The 24,494-nt window shown below is 53.9% G+C and carries 22 protein-coding genes; 7 read left to right on the top strand and 15 right to left on the bottom strand.

The window, feature by feature from the left end:
* Nucleotides 1-8 precede the first annotated feature (8 nt).
* Together F1593_RS23000 and F1593_RS22995 are read right to left on the bottom strand one after the other, a co-directional pair.
* Nucleotides 9-1,022, bottom strand: coding sequence for an MBL fold metallo-hydrolase (locus tag F1593_RS23000; protein WP_149403909.1), 1,014 nt, complete (start codon nucleotides 1,020-1,022; stop codon nucleotides 9-11).
* Between the two features lie 62 nt (nucleotides 1,023-1,084).
* Nucleotides 1,085-1,543, bottom strand: coding sequence for a hypothetical protein (locus F1593_RS22995; RefSeq protein ID WP_149403908.1), 459 nt, complete (start codon nucleotides 1,541-1,543; stop codon nucleotides 1,085-1,087).
* 253 nt (nucleotides 1,544-1,796) lie between these two features.
* On the opposite strand from F1593_RS22995, the gene F1593_RS22990 reads away from it, so the two are divergent.
* From F1593_RS22990 to F1593_RS22980, 3 genes are all read left to right on the top strand, one after another.
* Nucleotides 1,797-2,207, top strand: a complete 411-nt coding sequence (locus tag F1593_RS22990; RefSeq protein ID WP_149403907.1) for a response regulator — start codon at nucleotides 1,797-1,799, stop codon at nucleotides 2,205-2,207.
* A gap of 576 nt (nucleotides 2,208-2,783) precedes the next feature.
* Nucleotides 2,784-3,746, top strand: coding sequence for a S1C family serine protease (locus F1593_RS22985; protein ID WP_149403906.1), 963 nt, complete (start codon nucleotides 2,784-2,786; stop codon nucleotides 3,744-3,746).
* Between the two features lie 80 nt (nucleotides 3,747-3,826).
* Entirely contained in the window at nucleotides 3,827-4,861 is a 1,035-nt protein-coding gene (locus F1593_RS22980; RefSeq protein WP_268907080.1) for an NAD(P)H-dependent flavin oxidoreductase, read from the top strand.
* A gap of 533 nt (nucleotides 4,862-5,394) precedes the next feature.
* On the opposite strand, the gene F1593_RS22975 is transcribed toward F1593_RS22980, so the two are convergent.
* Entirely contained in the window at nucleotides 5,395-6,843 is a 1,449-nt protein-coding gene (locus F1593_RS22975; protein ID WP_149403904.1) for an acetate--CoA ligase family protein, read from the bottom strand.
* On the bottom strand, nucleotides 6,840-7,823 hold the full coding sequence (locus F1593_RS22970; RefSeq protein WP_172632375.1) for a PAC2 family protein: 984 nt from the start codon (nucleotides 7,821-7,823) through the stop codon (nucleotides 6,840-6,842). The genes F1593_RS22975 and F1593_RS22970 overlap by 4 nt, the downstream gene beginning before the upstream one ends.
* A gap of 145 nt (nucleotides 7,824-7,968) precedes the next feature.
* On the opposite strand from F1593_RS22970, the gene F1593_RS22965 reads away from it, so the two are divergent.
* Nucleotides 7,969-9,054 (top strand): RluA family pseudouridine synthase, encoded by a 1,086-nt coding sequence (locus F1593_RS22965; protein ID WP_149403902.1) that lies wholly within the window; start codon nucleotides 7,969-7,971, stop codon nucleotides 9,052-9,054.
* Between the two features lie 83 nt (nucleotides 9,055-9,137).
* Nucleotides 9,138-9,707: a hypothetical protein gene (locus F1593_RS22960; protein WP_149403901.1), complete on the top strand. Its 570-nt coding sequence runs from the start codon at nucleotides 9,138-9,140 to the stop codon at nucleotides 9,705-9,707.
* 258 nt (nucleotides 9,708-9,965) lie between these two features.
* Here the strand turns inward: F1593_RS22960 and F1593_RS22955 are convergent, their stop codons facing one another.
* Complete coding sequence (locus F1593_RS22955) at nucleotides 9,966-12,140, bottom strand: APC family permease (RefSeq protein ID WP_149403900.1); 2,175 nt, start codon at nucleotides 12,138-12,140, stop codon at nucleotides 9,966-9,968.
* Between the two features lie 207 nt (nucleotides 12,141-12,347).
* Nucleotides 12,348-13,622 (bottom strand): universal stress protein, encoded by a 1,275-nt coding sequence (locus tag F1593_RS22950; RefSeq protein ID WP_149403899.1) that lies wholly within the window; start codon nucleotides 13,620-13,622, stop codon nucleotides 12,348-12,350.
* A 789-nt stretch (nucleotides 13,623-14,411) separates the two neighbouring features.
* Between F1593_RS22950 and F1593_RS22945 the strand changes: the two genes are divergently transcribed.
* Entirely contained in the window at nucleotides 14,412-16,427 is a 2,016-nt protein-coding gene (locus F1593_RS22945) for an APC family permease (protein WP_172632374.1), read from the top strand.
* A 77-nt stretch (nucleotides 16,428-16,504) separates the two neighbouring features.
* On the opposite strand, the gene F1593_RS22940 is transcribed toward F1593_RS22945, so the two are convergent.
* Both F1593_RS22940 and F1593_RS22935 read right to left on the bottom strand, forming a co-directional pair.
* A complete protein-coding gene (locus tag F1593_RS22940) occupies nucleotides 16,505-17,203 on the bottom strand; it encodes a response regulator transcription factor (protein WP_149403897.1) in 699 nt (232 codons plus the stop codon).
* 14 nt (nucleotides 17,204-17,217) lie between these two features.
* Nucleotides 17,218-18,891 (bottom strand): ATP-binding protein, encoded by a 1,674-nt coding sequence (locus tag F1593_RS22935; RefSeq protein WP_172632373.1) that lies wholly within the window; start codon nucleotides 18,889-18,891, stop codon nucleotides 17,218-17,220.
* A 144-nt stretch (nucleotides 18,892-19,035) separates the two neighbouring features.
* Here F1593_RS22935 and F1593_RS22930 point away from each other — a divergent pair, with 144 nt between their 5' ends.
* Complete coding sequence (locus F1593_RS22930; RefSeq protein WP_172632372.1) at nucleotides 19,036-20,382, top strand: TolB family protein; 1,347 nt, start codon at nucleotides 19,036-19,038, stop codon at nucleotides 20,380-20,382.
* Between the two features lie 13 nt (nucleotides 20,383-20,395).
* On the opposite strand, the gene F1593_RS22925 is transcribed toward F1593_RS22930, so the two are convergent.
* The 7 genes from F1593_RS22925 to F1593_RS22900 all read right to left on the bottom strand — a co-directional run bounded on the left by F1593_RS22925 (nucleotide 20,396) and on the right by F1593_RS22900 (nucleotide 24,126).
* Nucleotides 20,396-20,749, bottom strand: a complete 354-nt coding sequence (locus F1593_RS22925) for an FUSC family protein (RefSeq protein ID WP_172632371.1) — start codon at nucleotides 20,747-20,749, stop codon at nucleotides 20,396-20,398.
* The gene (locus F1593_RS22920) at nucleotides 20,722-21,192 is read right to left on the bottom strand and encodes a hypothetical protein (protein ID WP_149403893.1); all 471 of its coding nucleotides are present in this window, start codon (nucleotides 21,190-21,192) and stop codon (nucleotides 20,722-20,724) included. Before F1593_RS22920 ends, F1593_RS22925 begins: the two co-directional genes overlap by 28 nt.
* Nucleotides 21,193-21,345: 153 nt before the next feature.
* Nucleotides 21,346-21,585, bottom strand: a complete 240-nt coding sequence (locus tag F1593_RS22915) for a recombinase family protein (protein WP_149403892.1) — start codon at nucleotides 21,583-21,585, stop codon at nucleotides 21,346-21,348.
* Nucleotides 21,586-21,680: 95 nt separating this feature from the next.
* Nucleotides 21,681-21,911: a hypothetical protein gene (locus F1593_RS22910; protein WP_149403891.1), complete on the bottom strand. Its 231-nt coding sequence runs from the start codon at nucleotides 21,909-21,911 to the stop codon at nucleotides 21,681-21,683.
* A gap of 93 nt (nucleotides 21,912-22,004) precedes the next feature.
* On the bottom strand, nucleotides 22,005-22,154 hold the full coding sequence (locus tag F1593_RS28585) for a hypothetical protein (protein WP_172632370.1): 150 nt from the start codon (nucleotides 22,152-22,154) through the stop codon (nucleotides 22,005-22,007).
* Nucleotides 22,155-22,187: 33 nt separating this feature from the next.
* Nucleotides 22,188-22,964: an SDR family oxidoreductase gene (locus tag F1593_RS22905; RefSeq protein WP_149403890.1), complete on the bottom strand. Its 777-nt coding sequence runs from the start codon at nucleotides 22,962-22,964 to the stop codon at nucleotides 22,188-22,190.
* A gap of 223 nt (nucleotides 22,965-23,187) precedes the next feature.
* A complete protein-coding gene (locus F1593_RS22900; RefSeq protein ID WP_149403889.1) occupies nucleotides 23,188-24,126 on the bottom strand; it encodes an NADP-dependent oxidoreductase in 939 nt (312 codons plus the stop codon).
* Between the last annotated feature and the right edge of the window lie 368 nt (nucleotides 24,127-24,494).

Here is a 24,494-nt window from a genome sequence, read left to right as displayed (position 1 = left end):
CCTCGTAGCTAGAACGACGAGGGCGGCTCTATTGATTCACTGCTCCCATCCAAATATGTTTGAGATGGTGCTGCGGGGAGCGAGGTGTATAGCCTGTGCCTGTGTTGCCAGACGGTTTGCAGGTTGTTTTGATGGACGTCACGATAGAAGTTGTGATCGATAGGGGAATCCAGTGTGAGGTTGGCGTCGTGGAGCGCCTGCTGATAGGGATAGAGGGTGGAGGTGGTGAGCTGTTCGGCGCCCCTGATGTCGCGGCAACAGGCTTCGAGCTGGCGCAAATAGGCCAGGTTCTGAGCCAGGATTTGCGGTTGCACGCTTTTGCCATGGGAACAGAGCACGATCTGAGGATGCAGCTTTTGGAGGCGTTCCAGCGTCGTCCTCAGAGCATGGGGATCTTCGATAGTAGGGAAAGGCTGCTCGGCGCAATCGAAGGCTAGCAGGATACGTAATTCAGGTATCCAGATGGTGCTGTGCTCCACACAATGGCCGGGACTATGCTGGATATGCAGCGTGAGGTCTCCACCATGCAGCACAATTTGCTGTTGAAATGTGATGTCCGGTGGATGGAGCGTGACGTTCTGAAAGAGGACATAGCGTTGCTGATAACTACGAAGGAATTGCTGATTCGCCTCGCTCAGCAGGCGCTCAGCACAGCGTTCATGTCCAATGATCAAGGCCCCCTGGGAGAGCAGCTTGTCTGGCGGCAACGCTGCATGGGCTGGATTGGATGGGTCTGGGACAAAAGAACCGTTGCCCCAGGTGTGATCCCAGTCAGCATGACTATTAAATAGGAGGAGCTGTCGCCCGGCACGCAACTCATCCCGTACGCTCGCAAGCAGTATCTCTTTATCTTCCGGACAGAGCAGCGTATCACAGCAGAGAATGAAGTGGTCGGTTATAATAAGATAAGCATCGACCTGAAGCTCGTCGAATTCGCCGGGTGCGCTAAAGATGCGTCGCCAGATGCGCACCCGTGCATCAACGGGGAAGTCTGTGACGAGCGTCAATGAGGATGTTTGCATAGCTGGCTGTCCCCTTTCTACGCCCAACCTGCCATCCTATCCCATCCCATCCTGTTCCTGCATTAGTGATGGAAGGTACCGATGAAGGCGACGATCAAATAGAGCGCATAGACGATGATGCATACAAGCACGCAGGCACCGAGGCAGGTCAGGTTCCAGGCGCGCTGATTACTGAGCGCCTGCCGGAGCTGTTCACCCATATCAGACGGCTCAAGTTCGAGATCAGGACAAAGTTCGGTGAGGTGGGGAAGCATTTCACGAAAGTCTCTGGCATTCGTCATACCTTCAGCGAGAATCACGGTCGAATCATCATCCAGATCTGCGAGAAGTACCAGTTTCGATGGTGTAGGATCACCAGGCATCAGTGTCAGGCGACGCAGGGACGCCAGCGGCACACGCAGCTCCTGTGTCTGCTCAATACCGGTCACAACCAGTTCATCAGAATAGAGTTGTATTTCTTTACCCATACCGAAGCGTACAACGCTGATCGGATAAGGGTGCGCGGTCTCGTTATCGCTCATGCAGTGTTCCGTTTTTTCCAATAAAAGAGAGTTGAGTACACAATAAGACGTATCGCATAGATTGTACACTAAGTTCGTTGAGGCGTCGAGTCAGGCTTGACTCCAGGTAAGATGCGCTATGCCAACCTTTATTGCAACGTTTCGAGACAAGGCTAGCCGAGATGGGTCACCTGATTCATTCTGCTTGACAGCCCTGTATAGAAACCTTACAATTCGGACGGAGTATCCATCAGACAAGGAATACTGAGATTCTATGGCCCAGGTAGGTCTACTTGAAGACAATGCACGTATCGCGAAACTATGTGCCACTATGTTGCAATATGCCGGTCACCATGTGGTTGTATTTGAACATCCGCAAGCGTGCCTGGATGCACTTACACCAGGCATGGTCAACAGGGCGGCCCGACAACTCTCAATACTGCCAGTAGATGTCTTAATTCTCGATTTGCATCTACCCGATATGACTGGTATTGATGTATTACGCTCGTTACGTGCCAATCCATATACTCAATCGTTACCGTTGATTTTTTGTACCGCGGCAACCTCGGTGGAGGTTGAAAATGCGTTGAGCGTAGCTCCTCGAGCTGGCTTTATTGAAAAGCCCTTTACCTTTCAGGAGTTATTATCAGCGATCACAAGCGCCCTTGCCAAAAAAGGCGAGTGAGCGCCTGTGCTTGCTGATCGTGTCATATAGAAGCTAAGCGGTGGTGCGGATGGGTACGGTAGAGATAAAAAGATCCTGCAAGCAGGCTCCTTATGTACACCCCAAATGTTTGACAAGACACCCCAGACATCTTCCAAAAGCAGAGGATCGTGGGAAATTACCCAGAATTCACTAACCAACCAAAATTCGTACCAAAACACGAATCATATCCCCCTCCAAAAACGTCTATTTGATGGAGGGCACAACCCACAATCAATTGCTTTTTTGATGTACTTGCAAGACTGATCACTGAGTAAGCCCTCCTCACCTTCCCCACCGCACTGCCTGATGTTACATGATTGCACAGAATCTACGGTTCCCATTATTTTATATGGGGGCAAGCAGGTGAAAACACCTATTGGGCGATTTCCATTTCTTGGATTTGGATAAAATGCAGGAGGGGGATTGGGAAGTAATAGGATGATCTATGTGTTATCTATAACAATGGTAATGTGGTAGAATAGAAACTAATCCTGTTATGTTGTGGCCTCGCACGCACGCATTGATTAACCGGGTTCCACAAGAAAGTAGCTTGCTATGAGTACCTCTGAACGAGATGCGCTGGCTATGGATGCTTATTCACACGCTGTGACGACGGCCGCTGAGCTAGTCGGTCCGGCGGTTGTGCGTATCGATATTGAACGCGACATGGCTCCCCGCTCTGGCCGTTATCCCTCCCCGCCCGGACGTGGTCTGGGATCGGGCTTCATTTTTGCTTCTGATGGTCAAATTCTTACGAACGCTCATGTAGTTGAACACGCACGCCGTATTTCGGTGACGCTGGCCGATGGCCGTACCTTCGCGGCTGGCCTGATCGGGAGCGATCCCGCGGTCGATGTGGCTGTCTTGCGCATCGGGGCGGATCATTTGCCGGTGGCTGAACTGGGACGGCAGGTGCTGCGTGTCGGTCAATTGGTACTCGCGGTCGGCAATCCCTATGGTTTGAACTGGACGGTGACGGCAGGCGTAGTGAGCGCCATCGGGCGTACGCTGGATGTGCCCGGCTCACCCAAAATGGTTAATCTGATCCAGACCGATACCTCGATCAATCCCGGCAACTCTGGTGGACCGCTCGTCGATAGCGCGGGACGTGTGGTGGGCATGACAACGGCAATGCTCCCGATGGCGCAGGGACTCGGCTTCTCGGTCCCATTGGATACCATCAAAGCGGTGCTGGCCCATATCACGCAGAAGCGGAACGCGGCCCCGGGCGGCGTCTCGCTAGGCGTGGGAGGGATGAGTGTTACGCTGGATGCAACGCTTCGTCGCACGCTGAAGCTGACGCAACAGCAAGGGATGGAAATCCTCGAAGTGCGTCCACAGGGTCCCGCCGAACGAGCCGAGCTGAAACGCCAGGATATCATTATCGCCGCCGATGGAACGCCTATCGCGGAACCACGTGATCTGCAACGAATCGTGCGCGACCGAATGCATAGCGAAAAGATCGTGATTACCTTCCTTCGTGGGGGCAAACAACGCAAAGTTACGGCTGTGCTATGATAGTGTTAATGGTAAAGAGCTATTGAAGATACTATTGTAGATTAGATGCCCGACCGGCGCACAACCATGTCGGGCATCTAATCTATCCAGCGAGAAGGAGTGTTCTGTCGATGACCGTGCTACCAGAGAAGATGCATACGCGTTTCACCGCTCTCGTCAATATCCGCTATCCCATTGTGCAGGGGGGCTTATCTCATTTATCCTATGCGGAACTGGCCGCCGCCGTCTCTGAGGCGGGCGGACTTGGACAGCTTGGTTGCGCCTGTTTCGCGACCCCCGAGGAACTGCGCAGCGATATCCAGAAGGTCAGGCAACTGACCACTCAGCCCTTTGGCGTCAACTTCCCCATCGGCCATGTCGCGCTAGATGGATTTCTGGATGTAGCGTTAGAGGAGCAGGTGGCGGCGATCAGCATCACCGGAGGCAATCCAGAGAAACTCTTGCGGGCAATCCAGCAGAGCGGCGTCGCCGTCAAAACAATGGTCCTGGTTGCGGGAGTGCGAGCGGCACAAAAAGCCGAACAATTGGGCGCGCATGCCATCATCGCCGTCGGTTTCGAGGGTGGTGGACATCTGGGACGCGACGACATCGGAACCACCGTCCTGGTCCCACGTATCCTCGATAGCGTCAAAATTCCCGTGCTTGCCAGCGGAGGCTTCGCCGATGGACGTGGCTTAGCCGCTGCCCTGGCCCTGGGAGCCGATGGCATTGAACTGGGCACACGCTTTGTCGCGGTCCGCGAAAGCAACGCTCATCCCACCTATCAGCAAGCGCTCGTCGAAGCCAGAGAAACCGACACGGTCATCATCGAACGAGCCATCGGGCGACCGGCCCGTGTCCTCAAAGGAACGATCCCCAACGCCATCCTGAGCATCGAACACGAGCTTGAACAGAGTAACGCCAGCCCTGAAGAGCGGCTACAACGCCTGCTCCCCCATATCAGGGGTATAATCAACACTCGCGCCTCCCTCGAAGGCAACCTTGAAGAGGGTTTCGTCTGGGCCGGACAGGCCATAGGACTCATCAACGACATCCCCACAACCCGCGAACTCATCGAACGCACCGTCAGCCAGGCCTATCAACAGACCCAACGCCTGCACAATCTCTTTGATTAAGCTCCATAGGCCCGCTCGCAATGGAGCAGGCCTCATCTCCACAAAAATGACTATAAGACCAACTAAAAAGGATCGAGCCTTTACGGTCAATACCGCTTCAATAACGAAAATGATGATGGAGAAGTGTAGGTGCGTGCCGAGGTCGCAACCGAGGTGCGCTTTCCTCGTCTCGCACCGACATCTTCCCTAACGCACTCCTATGCCTGGGCACCATGCCTCGACCGAGGATATCGTACGATGAACGGGAAAGCGCACCTCGGCTGCGGCCTCGGCACGCACCTACATCGCTCCCCAATGCTCTTTCTTATGCTCTGACACCATTGCTGCGGCACGAATACACTTCGTTTTTGTTCATCCTTCCTCGTATTGCTGCTTTACGGTCGAGCATCGTTACTCGAACAGCACATGCAATTATAGCAATATATGTTTCCGGCATTTGTGGTTTTTCCCCTGATATCGTGGTTGTTGGCGTGAGGCAAGGATATCGTACGAGGAACGGAGAAGCGGACCCTGGCCCGCTTCTCCGTTTTTCGTTATACGGTGAGGGTTTTTGATTCCTGGACGGTTGCGAGGAATTGGCCGATTTCAGTGAGGGCGGTCATGGCTCGGCAGGTGATTTCGACGGATTCGTAGTAGGGAATGTTTTCTGCGCGCAGGATGTTGAGCGCAGGGATGTCGTGCCGGGCGTAGACGGTCTGGACGAGTACGGGCTTTTTGTGTTCCCGGACCAGTCTTCCGAGCATATGGGCGGCCTCTTCTTCGCGTGCGCCGAAGTCTTCGGAGAGGAGCATGCGGTATCCCCCGAAGAGTCCGGTGATGATGACTCCGTCAACTTCGGGATCTTGCAGGCAGACTTCGGTGATGGTGGCGAAGGAGATGGGATCTTCGTCGGTGGCTCCGGCAACGTCGATGGGATTCGTAGAGGTGGCGCGGTCGGGCATGAGATGGCGCAGTTTTTGCTGCGTGTCGTCATTTAAGATCTGCACGTCTAATCCCGCACGGGTGGCGGCGTCTCCGGTAGCGACTGAACTGCCTCCGCCATCTCCAACAACGGCAATGCGTCGTCCGCCTTTGGGTGTGGGTGGTTGGATGGCTAGAGCCTGGGCGACCGGGAAGAGTTCGTCGGAGCGGATGACGCGTACGACGCCACTCCCAAGCAGACTGGTGTCGTTGTCCGGTCGGACGGTGGCCCTGGTGCCAGTATGGGAGAGTGCAGCACGTACGCCAACTTCGGTGGCACCACTGAGGAAGATCACAGTGGGCTTGTAGTTTCCGGCACGATACATTTCTTTGGTGACGGTGCGTAGCGTTTCTTCCTGGATGGCTTCTACATAGCCGGCGATGACTTCGGTGGCGGGATCAGTTCCCAGGTATTGCATGCATTCGGGGAAGGTGACGTCGGCGGCGTTTCCGACGCTCAAAAAGGTGGTAAAGCCCAGTCCATCGAGATGTGCCTGCGCATACCAGTACATACCCAGATTGCCGCTCTGAGAGACCAGTCCAATCGGTCCTACAGGCAGGGGAAAGACCATGCCGAGGGCGTTGAGCCGCGAACGATGGACATACAGGCCCATGCAGTTGCTACCGATGACGCGGATGCCGTGCGCACGGCATCGTGCGACCAGTTGTTGCTCTAACTCCCGGCCCTCAGGTCCGGTTTCGCTGAAGCCTGCGGTGATAATCACAATGCCCTTGACACCATGAGCGATACAATCATCCACCCCTTGCTGGACATGAGGGAAGGCCGTCGCGATCACCGCCAGATCCACAGGACCAGGGACGTCACGCAGGCTGGGATAGGTCGGGCGGTCAAGGATCTCTTTCACGGAAGGATTGATTAAATAAATATCACCGGCGAATCCTCCGGTGATAAGCTGTTTAGCGGCGACGTGTCCCCACTTTTGCGGAGCACGAGATGCGCCCAGTATCGCTACTGAGCGCGGCTGAAGTACCTCTTCTAATGAGTAGGGTTCGATGCTCATTCATTTTCCTCTTCGTCGTCAGATTGATTAGATGGTCCCTGTATCCGGCTTTCGCGCAGGAGCGCTTCGACATCGCGGATCAGACTGTCAGCACTGGGCAAGGGACCGCTACCGGGTGCACGGTCGGGACTTAATGAGAATATTTCCTCTTCATCCTCGTCGTCGTCGTCATCATCATCGTCGGGATCAATCCCGTTGGCGATCTGTTCTTCCAGGCGACGTACGTAGTCGCGAGCCTCGGGATCGCGCGATACCAGGGCCGTAACCTGTTCCTCAAAGCGTACCGCATCCTCCTGGATCTCGTATAAATCCAGTCCGAAGGAGAGGAATTGATTGAGATTGGTGAGCAGCGCAGCCGTCACCTTGATATTGGGGGCCGCCGCCAGATAATGAGGCGTGGCTGCCCAGAGCGTCGCAGAGGATATGCCATTGACGTGGCAGGCATCATGCAATACGCCGATCATACCCGTCGGACCCTCGTAGCGCGACTTATTCACATCCATCTCGCGCAGGCGCTCCATTACCTCATCATTTGAAGAGGTACCGGTAATCGGTACGGTCAGGGAATGAGGGATATCGGCCAGCAAGGCTCCCAGGAAGACCACTTCAGAGACGTGGAACTTCTGGCATATCTCGATAAACTGGGCACAGAACGTCTTCCATTTCAATTGTGGCTCGCTACCCAGGAGGATGATCACGTCGCGCGTGGCATCGGGATCACTGTACGCGAAAAACTCATTATTGGGCCAGACAATATTACTTTGTTGGACACCATTTTTATATTTGATGGTCGGGCGAGCCTCGGTAAAGACAAAGAACTCCTCACCATCGATCTCGGCGATCTTCTGCGGATCCCAACGATCAATCAGAAATTTAATAGCCGTCGTGGCCGAATCCGCAGCGTCATTCCAGCCCCCGAAGGCGACAACCACCACAGGATCACGTAATTCTGGCTCATTAAAATATGTTATTTGTGACATGTCCATCCCTCTTTATCTGCCTGTATGGATCGTTCCAAGCAAATATGTTGTTACCATTCTACCACATGCACACAATCCCTTATGTGCATAAGGCCGCACTACAGGCTGCCTGGAACCGCTTTTTTCTCTCTTTTTAGAAGACTATATGGCTACGACCGCGTCGGCATATACGCACGCCCACGATAACGCCTCAGACGCAGGCTGTACCATTGATACGTTATACATGGCGGGATTGACGCATTCCACTTTGCGAAATCATATTGACGCCTGCTTGAGAAACGCCTATACTCACGACATGGAAATTGCTGACGTCGCACTTATCTATCAAGACCATTATCTCCTTATTGTAAACAAGCCAGCGGGTCTGGTTATTCATCCTACCTATAAACACAGTGATGGGACACTATGGGATGCGATTCTGGCCTATGTGGAGCAGCAAGATGGGGATAATTGGCAGCCGGCCGAGTTGCCCGATGATCCACAATGGGCGGGTGCCCCCCCGGAGATCCGCGAGATGCTGCGGCGGCAGCGCACCGACCGCCTCTGGCGCGAGGATGGCTGGTTGCCGCGTCCCTGCCTGGTCCATCGCCTGGACAAGGACACCTCCGGCATCGTGGCGCTGGCGCGTACTGACCGCTCGCGCAAACATCTGATCAAACAATTTCACGATCATAGCATCCAAAAGCGTTATCTGGCCGTCATCCAGCGCGGAGCACCTGAATGGGCGCAACCACGTGCAGCCTTCAGCATCCTCCAGCGTAGTCCCGACGGAACCGAGAGGCTGGTCGATGGCACCTACTTCTTCAGTGCCAGTCCGGAGGATGAATTTATCCTGGATGGCGCCCTGCAACGTGATCCCGCTGAGCGCCGCCGCTGTATCGTGGGACCAGAAGGACAGCAATCCCAGACTTCGCTACGCGTCCTGGGGATTGAAGAACCCTATGCCCTACTCGACGTCCGTCCCATCACCGGACGTACCCACCAGATCCGTGCGCACCTGACCGCCTCCGGCAACGCCATCGTCGGCGACCAGATGTATGCCCGCCCGGAACAGCAACAGAACGCATCAAACCTCCTGGCACGCCAATTCTTGCATGCCTACAGCCTGACGCTCAAGCGCTATCCCAGCAACGAGCCCGCGACCTACATCGCAACCCTGCCCGCTGATATTCGAGACTGGTTACAACGCACTTGCCCACAGTTGTGGCAAGCCTGGCTAGACATAACATAATATAAGATACTATGTATGGAAACCGTGAGATACTGCTGGCGCGCACCAGAGCCGTGGCGCACCAGAGAAAGGCAAGAATTACGATGCCAAACCACTCAACCGATTATCCAGCCAACACCGGCGACCTGGCCCACGCGAGCGACGAAGACAAAAAGAAGCGCCTGGACGCCATGGTACGCATCTGGCAGGCTGATATCGAGAAACGCTGCCAGCCCGCTCAATTAGCTATCTTCAGCGCCGCCAACGGATTGGACGCGTACCGCTATGTCGTCGCTCTCCGCTTCCCCGAATGGGAACGCTCAGCCGTCGTCGGACAGGTCATCACTCTGCAACACCAGGCCAACGGGCAGGATATCCCCATCTTATTCAGCCAGTGGCGACACGAGCCTCTGCTGTGCAAGCTACCCGACTGGAAGCAGCAACTTCCCGACGAAAACGTCTTTAACATCGCCGTGCGCCTCACCCCTGGAGGACTGGGAGAAGGCAGCAAATGGGCCATCGCCATGCCCAAAGAGCTCATCCCCCGCTATCGTCCCGGCTGGCCCACCCAGGCCCAATGGGTTGCCTGGACCAACTCCTTCGACTGGCTCGCCGTCGCCACCCCTTTCATCCACACCATGCTCGATACCCTCCCATCAACACAAATACATTGACACGTACAACTCGCCCCACCGTAGGCTCATGCCATACCCCCATATGCGCGTGGGGGGAAATCACCGAGCATTGGGGCGAGATTGCGATACGAGACGTGGAAAGCGCACCTCGGTTGCGACCTCGGCACGCACCTACACTTCTCTATCGGGATTTGGGGAAATCCTCCAAATAGCGTGTCAATGAATTCGTTTATATATCGTATCCACAACGAAAGAAGGCTCGATCCCTTACGGTCGAGCCTTCTTTCGTTGTGGCGCTTAGATGCGGCTGGAGAGGTGTTGCGGCATGCTGGTGACGATGATTCCTGGACGGAAGAGCAGCGCGGCTTTGAGCGCGAGCGCTGTCTGGTTGTGCAGGATATGTTCCCAGATGTGACCTACAACGAACTCGGGTAGTAAGACGGTCAGAGTATAGTCTGGATAGAGTTCATGAATGGTGTCGATATAGGCGAGCAGGGGCTTGCCCAGGGATCGATATGGCGATTCGATGATGACAAGTTCGGTCTTTTCGTCGGCTGAGATGTTGGGTCGCCAGCGTTTCCAGGCCTCACGGACATGCTGTTCGTCGCTGTCATCGATAGCGACGTGTACGGCGATCACATTATCGGTGATCGAACGGGCATAGGAGAGGCTCTGGATAGAAACACGATCCATGCCGGCTATGGGCACGATGAACAGGTGCTTGATGTCCGTTGGGCTCGCCGGGATGTTACTGGTGCGCTCCTGCTCGACACGGCGATAATGGGCATTGATCCCGATGAACATCAGGACGAGGAGCGGGATCAGGACGACGACGATCCAGGCACCGGAGGCAAATTTGGTAATGGCGATGATCAATGCGACAAGAGCAGTGGTGAGCGCTCCCGTTCCGTTGATGATGGCGCTACGTAACCAGTTCTTCTTCTCCGCCCGTAAGCGCCACCAGTGCAGGACCATGCCGCTCTGCGAGAGCGTGAAGGACATGAAGACACCGACCGCGTAGAGGTCGATTAGATGGTCCACGCTGCCGTCAAAAACGATCAGCAGAACACTCGCCATGATTGCCAGGACGACGATACCAATTGAGAAGGCCAGACGGTCTCCACGAAAGGCAAACTGGTGCGGCAGGAAATGGTCACGTGCCAGTAGTGAGGCCAGACGCGGGAAATCAGCATAACTGGTATTAGCAGCCAGGGTCAAAATCAGCAGGATGCCGATCTGGAAGAGCGGGAACATGAAGGCCAGGGGTCCGGTGAAGATACGCTCGGCAAGCTGGGCAATCACGGTCTGGGTGCCACTGGGATCAGGCGAGATACCAAATGAGAGTGTCAATAGTGTGATACCACCGAAAAGCGTTCCCAGGATGATCGCCATCCACATCAAGGTAATGCGAGCATTGCGGGCTTCGGGCTTCTTGAAGGCCGGTACACCATTGGAGATGGCTTCCACACCCGTCATGGCCGAACAACCAGAGGCGAAGGCTCGCAGAACCAGGAATAAGGAGACTGATTCAGTGGCATGTACGGCCTGATTATTGATAACGTGAAAGGTACCGATCAAGGGTTGATGATGGATCACGAAGGCTTCAAAGAAACCAATGATGATCATCAGCAGCGCGCTGAAGATAAAGAAGTAGGTCGGGATGGCGAAAATAGAACCAGATTCCCGTACACCACGCAGGTTGACGATGGTGATCACGACCACTAACGCCACATCAACCCACGCTTCCAGATGCGAGGTCGATGAGAGAAAGTGGAAGAAGGAGAGCGAGGCCAGGTTTTGCACACCCGATGCCACACTCACCGATACCGTCAACACATAATCGATCAGCAAGGCCGCCGCAGCGACCAGGCCAGCGTTGGTGCCCAGGTTATCTTTAGCAACAATGTAGGAACCACCACCATTGGGATAGGCCGGAATGGTCTGGCTGTAAGAGATAGCGACGATAGCGAGCAAAGCGACAATCGCGATACCAATCGGTAAAACCAAGTGTAATGATGAGAGGCCCGCCAAAATCAGGATGCCCATACAGGTCTCAGTGGCATAGGCCACTGATGAGATCGCATCCGATGAGAGCACTGCCAACGCCTTAAATTTGGGTAGGCGCTCATGTTCCGCCTGCGAGTTCGCCAGCGGAGCCCCAATCAGCGCACGCTTCAAAGTATAAAAGATGCGTCCACTCCCACGCGGCGGCGCGAGCAACTCATCGGTAGCCATCAGCAAGCCCGGGCTGACATTTGACAACGCCCTCTTACTGGGACGTACCGTCCGAATACGTTCATGACTGGGGTATTTCCCCTGAATGATTTCGCGGCGAGCAATGCGAGCAGGATCATCTTCATCGATAGCACCAACACTCTTCAATACACTTTGGCGGTCATAATCAGTCGTATTCGCAGAGATAGAAAAATCATTATCCGAGGTATTCAGGGTTTGCGGGTCCTTCTGATACATCGCTTGAGCTCTCCTATGCAGCTATGCCACAGCATCAATTTTATTGGGTGATGCGACAAAATCCAATAAAGGCATCATTCTTCCCAATTGACATAACTGCTGAATTATATAGCGCACATTCTCAAGGAACCCTAAAGAAAATGAGGGTGAGCCTAAATATTTCTCAAGAAATATTTAGGCTCACCCTGAGGGAACCTCGAGAGAGGTTCAGCGGGCATGTTCACTTCTGGTGGGGACAAGGTGGATATCGGCATCGGTTCCAAGACGCAGGATACGGTTGGTGACGGAGCCATAGAGCAGGATTTCCCACCAGGAGTGCGAGGGTTGTCCCAGGACAATTTGAGTGGCGTGTCGTTGGCGGGCGAGTTCGGCCAGGGTGCCAGCAATATCAGTACTGCTGCGTCGGATGACTTCAGCCCCCAGATCCTCTGCCAGCAGAGCATGTTCATCACGCAGCCGCTGAATCTCTTCGTTGTGCTGCCGTATGCTTCCCCCATTCCAGAAGAAGCTAATGACTTTTCTGATAAAGGCGGGATAGCCAGTCAGTTGGATCGAGACGGCAATCAGGTCAGCATGCAGGCCGTGGGCGAGTCGCCAGGCATCGCGGATGACGGCCCGGCTCTGGAGACGATGATCAAATCCGACCAGGACACGCTCGTTGGTGGACCACCGGGTGGCAATCTCATGCTCGGTCATATAGCTTTGCAGTTGCGATTCGGCCTTACGGGCGGTTTGTTGCAGGGCTATTTCGCGCAGTGCGGTGAGATTACCTTCACGGAAGAAGTTGCTGAGCGCGGGCTCGATCCTCTCGGTGGGATAGATATTGCCGTGCTTCATGCGCTGGCGCAACGCATTGGGCGCGATATCGATCAGCTCAACCTCGTCGGCCTGATCAAGGATACGGTCGGGCAGTGTTTCACGGATCTGGATGCCGGTGATGCTGGTCACAAGATCATTCAAGCTCTCAAGATGCTGAACATTGAGCGTCGTCACCACATCGATACCAGCATCCAGAATATCCATCACATCCTGGTAGCGCTTGGGATGCAGCGAACCCGCAACGTTGGTATGCGCCAGTTCATCGATCAGGGCCAGTTGGGGATGACGCGTGATGATGGCGGCCGTATCCATTTCTTTGACCAGCACACCGCGATATTCGATCATTTTGGGAGGGATAACGGGGAGTTTACCCAGTTGCGCCTCCGTTTGTGCTCGCATATGCGTTTCGACATAGCCAACCACGACATCGGTTCCACGCTCCAGCCGCCGCTGCCCTTCGTTAAGCATGGCATAGGTCTTGCCAACTCCGGCGGCGGCTCCCAGATAGACACGCAGCTTGCCCCGCTCACCGACTGGATGTGACGCTTGATCCTCGCCCTCAACGTCCGGCGTCTGATCGTGCAGATGATAGCGCTTCAAGAGCGCATCCGGGTCTGGCCGTCCATCTGCCTGTATTCGCTTATCTGATCCTGACATACTCATCGTTTCTAACGCTCTATATCTCTGGACGCTAGTACTACTCTGTCAAGCTTCATTTGAAGGGCAGGGGTGCAGGGGATGCAATCCCCTGACTGGGTTCCAGGGCTGCGCCCTGGCCTCTTCCCCCCACCTGCCCGCGTAGCGGGCAACCCATCAAATGAAGGATGACAGAGTAGTACGCTACGAGACTTTGATCTGAATGGCGGGCTTGTTAAGGATGCAATCCTTAACAAGCCCTGGTCTTCCCTCACCCCTGATAAAGTCTCACAGAGTACTGGTTATAGGAAATTCGGGTGGAGCTATTTCATTGTGTGTATAGTCCAGGATACGACAGAAGGGCTCAAGATAGTCTCATAGAATCATCCCTCAACCTCAAGAAATACTCAAATTTCCTGGTCAGCGATCTATGCAAAGATGCTCGATCAAAAGTATACTCTCAAGCAGCCTGGCAGCGATATTTATAGGCTGTCTGCTTCCTTTGAAAAAGTGCCAGCAGGCGCTTTTCTACTGGTAGACACAGTAGAAAAAGAGAAAAGAGCATAATCTTAAAATTTTCTTAACAAAAGCAGTATTATTGTAAAAATCCGGTCAAAAAAAACACAAGAATGCTTAATATTCCGTCAAAAATCACCCCACAGACATTTTACTTGACCTATCCTGCTGTGCTACACTATGGAAGCATACATTGTTTCGACTACGTATATTGTTGTTGGGCTATTCATTGTGTGGAAGGGTAGTCCGCACGTTGTAGGAACAGTAATAAATTCCTTCTTCAAAGGACGATCAAATAGTATGGCACAGGAATCTGTGGCACAAAACACACAAGCGGTTACGCATGATCATGGGGATGAACATGAATCTGGCAGTACGCTTGGTCCCTTACTCTGCTGGGCAGTAGTCTTTGCGGACATCGGAACCTCTGTTTATTATACCCCCGGTATTCTCTATCAAACGGTTCAAGGTTTAGCGGGCTTCTTTGTCTTTCTGACACTGTTCGCCTTTATTCTACTCGCATTGAAATATGCAGAGGTGACGCATCGTTTCCCGCAAGGTGGAGGTGTCGTAACCGTCGCCGCCCAGGCGCTGAATCCCTGGTTTGGCGCGGTTGGCGGTATGTTCATTCTCGTGGACTACTTCCTGACGGCCGCGACCAGTAGCATCTCAGGCATCGCCTACCTCGGCGTTTTCATTCCCTGGCTGGCCCCTACCTTCATTGCGGTTAGCGTCACGGTCGCTGTGATGATCCTGCTAGGTATTCTCAACTGGATCGGTATTAGTGAAAGCGCCAAGGTCAGTCTGGTCGGCGCGATCGTCGCCTTTGTGAGCGATCTCGCCATTCTGTTTACCGTATTCACGCATCTCTCTCTACCAGAATTCTTCGGTCTGATCCACTCAATGTTCGCGGGACATCCTTTGACGTTCTCCTCATTTCTGGCAGGCTTCGCGGGAGCCTTCCTGGCCTTCTCCGGTCTGGAAAGTATTTCGCAGCTCTCACCAGTCATGCGACGTCCGCACAAAAGAGTGGCGGGAATTGCCCTACTACTCGTGGTAATCACGGTAGGCGTGACCAGTCCACTGTTAACGATGCTCTCGACGCTGCTGCTACCATCTATGGCGGCCAATCCCGATCAGTCTTCACAATTGATCTCGCATCTGGCGGGCATCTGGGGTGGACGGGTTTTGGAGATTGAAGTAGCGATCAGTGCCAGCGCCCTGCTGATCTTCGCCAGTAATACGGCGATCATCGGCGCGTACCACGTCTTCATTGCTCTGTCACGCATGGATTTTCTGCCGGCCGCGATTCTCAAGCGCAACAAACTGCGCGGCACCCCCCATATTTCAATTGCCCTGGCAACCGGTATTCCAATTGCCGTTTTGATCGCCGTCAATGGTAATATCAATATCCTGGGCGATATGTACGCCTTCGGCCTGCTGGGTGCCTTTGCCCTGACCTGTCTGAGTATGGATATTGTGCGCTATCGCGATTTGAAGCGAGCACGCAATACGCCCCCGCCGAGCAAGCCAGATCCCAATGCCGAGACCCATCGCGCAGTTGAAGTTCATGATTTGATGAAATCGAATCTACAGCCCGCGGTCGCGCTTTCCAAAGACTCACAGCCGATTGGATTGACCGCTGCGGTAAATGAAGTGGACGAGGCGCGTAGTCTCTGGTTCAAGATCAACTTTGGACTGGGCATCCTGACCACGGTGATCATCACAATTGCCTGGGCAACCAATCTGGTCAACAAGCCACTGGCAACAGCCTTCGGTGGTGGAGTCGCCGTGCTGGGTATGGCGCTGGCATATTATAACTATTCACGGCGTCAGAAGCAAGGCATGGTTCCGGTACCGGTGGTGCTGACACGCCTGATGGAATCGCGTGCGGGTGCAACCCTGGCGATCCTCTCTCCTGGTCATCCCCATCAGAATGGAGCGGTAGTGCGTGCGGCGGTCAATAATGCCGACGATCAACATCCCATTCTGTTCGTCTATATGGCCGGGAAGAAGCAACGCACAACAACGCCACAAATGATGGAAATCATCGATCCATATCTGGATGATCCAGAGGCGAAGGAGACATTTAGTAAAGCCGAGGGCTTAGTGCTTAAGGCGAAAGTGCCCAATCGTCACTATATCTATCTACAGGAGGACCCGTCGTTAGCGCCGCAGGTCTGGCAGCTGGTACATCCACGCGACACGCTCATCGCGGTCGAGAATGATGACCAGCTCAAGGATATCAATCCTGATCGTATTCGCTACGAGCTTACTCCAGATGGCAAAGTAGCACATTTACTGAAGCGGTGGTAGTCAGTACCATTCATCATCACCAGAAATAGTTGAACATATATGTATGCAAGCGTCCTGCACAGCGGGACACACATTGGTCAGTCATCGGCGTTGAAGCGATACCCCACACCCGAGACAGTCAGGATGAAGCGAGGATGGGCGGGATCGGGCTCGATTTTACGCCGTAACTGACCAACGTAAACGTGTAGGTAGTGGGCCTCGGTCCCATAGCCGGTTCCCCACACTTGCGCGAGCAGCATTTGACGCGTCATGATCTTGCCGCGATTCTTGATCAAAGCTTTTAATAGATCATATTCAGTTGGCGTCAATCTGGCATCTTTTTCATTGAGCTGAACGCTACGTTGCGCGAAATCCACACGCAGGGGACCTGCCACGAACACCGGCTCCGTGCCAGATTGCGTCTGGGCAGTATGACGCAAGGCCACACGCACACGCGCCAGGACCTCATCGATACCAAAGGGCTTCGAGACATAGTCGTCTGCGCCCAGGTCCAGCGCCAGCACCTTATCCCGTTCGGTATCCTTGACCGACAAAACAATAATTGGCAGACTGGACTGTTTACGGATACGCTTACACACCTCCAGGCCACTCATGCCAGGCAGACCAAGATCCAGCAAGACCAGATCGGGGCGATGATCACTCAACTTTTCCAGGGCCACTTCCCCATTCGGAGCAGTAAATACCTCGTATCCGTGCGCCGTCAGGCTCCGCTGTAACGCACGCATAATCTCAATTTCGTCATCAACCACCAGGATACGAGCCCCACTTTTACTCATTGTTTTCAATCCTTTTATAATGCATCTTTTATCTTTTCAAGAGGTAACGTAAAACGGAAAATAGCTCCACCCTCGGGACGATTCGCGGCCCAGATATGCCCACCATGCGCCTCGATCAATCCTCGGCACACCGCCAGGCCCAATCCCGTTCCCATCACGCTGGTCGCCTTGCGTTTCGCACCCGAAACTCGATAAAATTTATCAAAAATACGCTCCAAATCATAGGGAGGAATACCCGTCCCATGATCCGCAATACTCACCATAATCTGATGATCGACCACCTCGACCGTGATCTCTAACGGCGAATTCGGCATCGTATAGCGTATCGCATTCTCGATCAAATTGGTAAGCACCTGATCAATCTGCAGATAATCTAGCTGCACGGGAGGCAGATCATCCGGTATCTGTAACACGATGTCGCGCCCCTGCAACACATCCTTCATATGTCCTAACACATCATGGATCAATTCATCAAGAGGATACCATTCTTTTTCCGCCTTCAGCGCCCCACCCTCAATGCGTGACATATCCAGAATATTTCCCACCAGGCGATTCAGACGATCAGCCTCACGCTCAATCGCCACGGCAAAACTCTTGCGGGCCTCCTCATCCCAATCCACATCCTCCTGCAATAGACTGCTGGCCGCCGCCTTGATCGAGGAGAGCGGCGTTCGCAAATCATGGGAAACGGAAGAGAGCAACGCTGAGCGCAAGACATCCGTGCGCTGCAAGAGTTCAATCTGCAACGCCTCGCGCTGCAAATTTGCCCGCTCGATCATCGCCGCCGCCTGATCCAAAAAGGTCCAGAAAAACGTCGCCTGATGATTGAGATCGGTAGACTCATCGATAAGCGCACGCTCAATCGGAAAACGACGTCCACCATCGGCCATCAATAGACGCAGCACGCCCACCACGCGCTGTCCCTGATGCAGAGGAACCAGACGCGTATAGCGCTGCTTATGCTTCTCCCCATTCACCACACGGCTCAGGCGATAAGGTGACTTTAGATCCGAGCCTGGCTCACCGTGAAAATCCACGATACGCCCATTGCGCAATACTGACTCGGCGGTTCGAAGCTCATCAGAACTCAACGCCAACGCATCCTTGGAGCGCACAGCGGAGGCCCGCAAAGTGATCCTTCCATGCTCATCGGGCAACAGAAGCGCGCAATCGCGCACCCCGGAGGTCGCGAAATTATTGAGAATCGCGTGTGCCACAATATCCAACTGCTGATCCAGATGCGTCTCATTGGTCGTCGCATTGACCAGATCATAGAGGGCACGCGACTCACGCTCCCGCATCAATGCCTGCTCGGCCCGCTGACGCAACGCCGAAGCCAGTTGACCCGTAATAAACGCAGTCACCAGAAAGATAAAGAGGGCTAGCCACTCTTCATATTTGCTCACCGAAAACGTAAAAACAGGCGGCACCAGAAAGAAATCAAAGGAAATAAAGGAAACCAGAGAAGCAATCACTGCCGCGTACAGGCCACGCACCGTTGCCAGACCCAGCACGACCAATAGATAGAGAAATGAGATGTTGGGAATCAAAGGATAGAGCCGTGCGATGTAGATAAGCACCGTCACGATGATAGCCAGCAACAGGCCAATCAGCGCATCAAGTATATAGCGCTGACTGCGTTTCTCATCCGTCATCCCTAAGAAAAGCACATATTCAAGTTTTTTCATATCTGCCAGATAATCACTTTCGAAAATCTTTACACAGTGATAGGCACATTTCCGCAATTCCTCATGCAGGATATCACACAAGAACCCCAAAAAAAAGAAGGGTAGGTTTTCGCTTGCTGGAGAGAAGTATGGTATACTTCTTCTATGAGACAACAACGCATTGTGCTGGCCTTGCTGCTGCTCTGCTGCCTGGGGCTGGGGCTGGCGGCCTGCGCGCCCGGTCATGTTGGTACCAGCGTGGTGGGATTTATTCGCGATGGACAATTCTGGACCGTTGATCCAGATGGGGCGAACGCATTCGAGGTGGTATCCCAACCGGATACGCCGATTGTGGGATTTGGCTGGTCGCCCGATCATCATCTTCTCACTTTTCGCAATGAGGATGCTAATTTTGCAAAAACTGCCGCTGGTAAGCAGATCAGTGCGCGCACACCGAGCGGCGTGATCCAGGATCTACCCGGGACGCTCAATACTATCGGGGTGGATGGCGGAACGCCTATCGAGATCGCCTTTGCCAATGCGGATGTCCAGTACAGCACGCCCCAATGGAATAGCGATGGCTCGCGTCTCATCTTTCGCCAGAGCGCCCGCAACGTCACGTTTAATCCTTCAAACGCGCAATGGTGGATCGCTCAGAATGATCAGCCAGGCGGCATCGCGGCCAAAGCCTATGCCAGCAGCTATTCGCCCCCTTCCGTATCCTATGATACACAGCACTATCTCGTGCTGGGCAACGCGACCGGCGGCATATTTACAACCAGCATGACTACCAGCAATCACAGCGTCATCGGCTCCCCTCTGCCGGATCATCCTTTGCCCGCCTCATTGGAACGGCTGCTGTGGCGGCCCGCGCATCAAAATCAAAGCTTCTTATACGCCAATCCACAGTCAGCCTCCGCCTCGGACAAAGCACTGAGCGTCGCATTGGTTCTACGCGACCTGAACGGTAGCAGCCAGACACTGACAAATTGTACCTGTACCCAGTTCGCCTGGTCCCCGGATGGCAATACCATTCTCTATACCACAGGCAGTACATACAGCCTGCTCAATCTTCAGGATCACAGCACTACCAGCTTCGTCGCTGAGGCTGACGCGGCCCCCTACTGGTCACCGGACAGCCGCTTCCTGCTATTGGATGGCACACACAGTCTGTCCCTCATCTCACGCGCCAGCCATCAGCAAACCGAATTATTGCGCGATCAACAGAGCATCGCAAAACAGCAACAGGGAGAATTGCCAGCGACCAACAGCCTGCTCCAACCAGTTCCTAATAGTCTCTGGTCAGCGGACAGCCAGCACTTCATCTTCCTCACCCACCAACGCCTCACCTGGCAAGGGCAGGCACTATCCTCTGGAGTGGGTTTATATAACACCACCATCGACGGACATGGACAGATACAGGGCAAACCCGCCCTTGTCGTTGCAGGCAAAAACATCACCCAGGCAGGCTGGACCTATCAAGATCCCAACACCTCCTTCTTATATGAATAAAATATGAATAAAGCTATTTTCCTTCTCCCGTGGATGAGGTATCTTCTGCTGGTCGCGTGGTAAACGCTTCTGGCAACGGTTCGTTCTTCACAAGAAGTGCCTGATTCAGCCACGTGATCACCAGGACGATCCCTGCGCCAATCAAGATGGCAAGTATGCGCCATACGACGAAGGCATGGCCTGCCGTTCCGATACTGACGACGAGCAGGATCAGGTTCGTGAGAAAGAAGAAGTGAAGCACGTAGTTCAGCTCTTTGACTGTGAAGGCAAGGAAAGTGACGGCCACCAGAATCAGCCCTATCGCCAGTGAACTTTGCACACCTACAATCAAGAGGTCTGCTAGCAACGCACCCAGAAATGTCGCCACGATATTCTGGAGCGCCAGAACCTTCGAGGTCTTCTTATTGGACTATGGTCTGCTTGAAACCTTGCGAACAAAAGCGCAAATAGCAATAAGATCACCCCACCAAGCAGGAAGCCTGCCGCAGAGGACGGAGCCGTTGCCGGGCCACTCTGCGTACTTAACGAAAGCACCAGGATGATCGTCAAGAGTGATCCTAGCCCAGCTATGGCCTTGCCATATGCGGCGAGCATTCCGCTGAGGAAAACCGCAAGAAAGATCTCCACCCCTTCTAGCCACCACGGCCCACCAATGAGGCGACCAAGCGCCGTCAAGAGCGCTCCGCCGACAGCGATCACCAGCAAGGTCTTTGCCTGCATGCGCGACGAGGTGCCAGGGTCGCCGAACGCGGTGAGCAACGCGCCAAACATGACCAGACCTCCAAATGCCACATGCCCAAGTATGCCCAAGTATGCCCAGGACGATCAACGGCAGAAAGAGCGCCAGCGCGGTGTAGCAACCTTTGACTGGATTGAGCCTGGCACCAGGAGTGCTGCGAAAAAGCCCTGCTCTTCTCTCCATCATAAGCTCCTTTGCTTCGTGTTCGATGCGAGACCCGGATGTCAGGTCACGCACTGCCCCACCTGGTCGGAGGCGCTCCGGCCACTCCGAAGATCTCCGCGAGATTCTTTGGCTCCTTGCGCACCTGATGATTGAGTTGGTGGCGCAGAAGAGATAGTGATCTCAACAAACGCATCAATTTTCAGGTCTTTTTTCCTGGCCCAGTCCAGGATTTCCAATTTCTGATTGCTGAGATCCTGTTTATCAGTGGACGTTCTCAAATAGGCAATGGTCTGGCTCAATTTGGAGTGTATCCTCTTAACCTCTTTTTCTCTGTAAGACCTATACAGTTTGTATAGGTGATAGCAAGTATAACACATTCCATTTTGTATGTGTTTTAACGTCCCTTATGACACTGACAACAAACCATCTGAGAGAGCGTGTGAAGGCAAGCAGCACTTCCTACCGACGCGGCAACCGAACTGGCTCGTGTAGAGGAGAGGAGAGGGTCCATAGTTGGAATAGGTGTGACCTGCTCCTGCGCAGCCGGATTGCCCAGGTCACAGCCCTCGAAGGCTCCCATTTTCTGGAAAGCCTCCGAGGGCAGCGTCCCCGCCGTCAGTTTCACGGGTCGCTGCCTTGATGTGGTGGGTTTTGAGCAGACAAGCCGACCCCAACTGGCGCGACGGATGCTGCTCTTCTTGTCTCCGCCCTGACCCGCTCACCGGCCAAGCAGAGGTGACAGGCGCACGCTCCAGATTTGCTGCCAGCAGAGTTGACCGCACTGCCTGGTATCCATCACTTCCAGGCGCGAATCGTGACGATCTTCACCGAGAACGAAACACAGCCATAGTGCGCCGAATTTTGCCACACTATTCCACACATTTCAGCCTGGCAAAGAATGTTACTGGTTCTGCACGGGTGATGGCCCGATAGAGGCAGTGATTCCACCATCGACAGCGATCTCTGTTCCCACAACGAAGGAGGAGTCCGAGGAAGCAAGGAAGAGCGCGACCTTTGCCACCTCCTCCGGGCGGCCCAGACGTTTGACTGGCACCAGGCTGGTAAACGCCTGACGGACCGCAAGGACGACCTCTGGCGGATACCCTGCTCGCTCCAAAATCCCCGTCTCGGTCGGCCCGGTGGTGATGGTATTGACACGAATGCCACGTCCAAGGAGTTCTGACGAAAGCGTTCGCGCCAGGGAGTGGAGTGCCGCTTTACTGGCAGAATACACAGAAATGGCGGTCCCTCCCACCAGCGCGCTGACTGAGCCAGCGAGAATAATGGAAGCCTGATCATTCAGGATGGGCAACGCCCTCTGAATCGTGAAATAGGCTCCTTTGAAGTTGGTATCCATCAGCTCATCAAAGAACACTTCATCCGTCTTGGCAAGCGTCCGGCTGCCGGTGATGCCTGCATTGACAAACAAGATGTCCAGGTTGCCAAAGGTTTCCTGCGTCTGGGCCATCAAGGCGTCGAGATCACTCATTTTGGTGACATCTGTGGGAATTGCCACAACATCAGGACCGAGCTGAGTAGCGACCGCTTCGAGCTTGTGGCGATCTCGTCCTGCAAGCACGACCCTGGCTCCTTGCGCGTGAAATTCTCTCGCAGTCGCGAGACCAATGCCGCTCCCTCCACCAGTAATTAAGGCGACTTTTCCCTGGAGTGTGTTCATAACCCCTTTTCCTTTCAAGAAACGAAAAACAAACAAGTCTCTCAATAAAACATCTCTGCCAGATTGTAAATCCCAGAATTGAGCGCGGTAATCTCTGTATAATGAATTATTTGAGGTAATGGGCCTCCTCTCAAGGAGGCTATCTTCACTCTTTGCCTCAGAGAATGAGGCAACAATCACCGCACTCAATTCTGGGATTTACAGCTGACCCCCTCATCGAGGTTTAGCTGTCCTTTTCAGAAAGTGTAATGACAACTTTGCCGCGAACATGCCCCCCGCGCTGAAGCGTTACCGCCTCGCGGGTACGTTCTATTGGAAACGTTGCGGCTATTGGGACGATCAATTTCCCACTCCGTATAGCATCGGTAATGCTATCGAGTGCGCCAGGGCTGGCTTGTGCCGCGCCTGTTGCATGGACACCACCTGGCGGATTCGGTCCTGCAGCGATCGCAGAAATTCGAGCAGGCGAAATACCAAGCGCAAGGGCCACGTCTATCGTCTCTGTCCCCACGAGCGCTGTAGCCGCGTCGACGCCATTTGGGGCGAGCTGACGAACGCGGTCTGCCAATCCTGGTCCATAGGTGACTGGAAGAGCACCAAGCGTACGGAGGTAGTCGAATGAATCCTCTGACCCGGTACCGATAACGGTTGCGCCAGCCAGCTTTGCGAGTTGTACGGCGAATGTGCCAACGCCACCCGCAGCACCACCTATGAGCACCGTATCACCTGACGTTACACCGATAACGCTCAGTGCTGCGTTGGCGGTAAGACCAGCAACCGGAAGTGCGCTTGCGATGATGTCTGAAATGCCACTGGGAGTATGGTACAATGTTTCTGCAGCTGAAACATTCAAGACAATAGAGTCAGCGACGGCGCGACCAATCGCTCCGCCAAAGACACGGTCTCCCAGATGAAAATCTTTGACATTTTGGCCAACCTCATCAATGATGCCTGCGAAATCAGTACCGAATCCTGATGGCAACGTAATGCCAAACATTGCAGCCGCGTCGGGCTTTGAAGAGATCCCCCAATCCATCGGGTTCAAGCCTGCGGCGGCCACTCGTACTCGTACTTCATCTGAACCAGCATGTGGTTCTGCAATGTCTTGCAGCTCTAAAACGTCGGGTCCGCCAAATGACGTATACATGATCGCTCGACTCATCAGGTACTCCTTTATTGAGGATGGGGTCTGTGAGACCATGGACAGCAAAGGGGGTTGAAGCACTGGGCAGGCTTCGTAATCGCAGGTGAACAAGAAGCACAAACAAGAGTGGGATCACTGATGTGCGTTCCATCGCTGCTTTGCTCTCGCTCTTGTAGCTTCTCAAGAACTCTCTCACGCGAGAATCGGTTTTCCCCTTTGCTGTTCCGCTACGCCACAGATCCCTCTCCGTACGATGAAACAGTCAGGGCTTTCCAATTCTAAAAAACGGAACAGTAGCCAGTGAGCAAGAGATCAAGAGCCTTGTCATACGATGCATCAAAATAGCGCATCTGTCGGGCAACATTGCACACGCCGACACGATCCAT

This window comes from Dictyobacter arantiisoli, assembly GCF_008326305.1.
GTDB lineage: Bacteria > Chloroflexota > Ktedonobacteria > Ktedonobacterales > Ktedonobacteraceae > Dictyobacter > Dictyobacter arantiisoli.
This window is presented reverse-complemented; position numbering and strand designations above follow the sequence as displayed.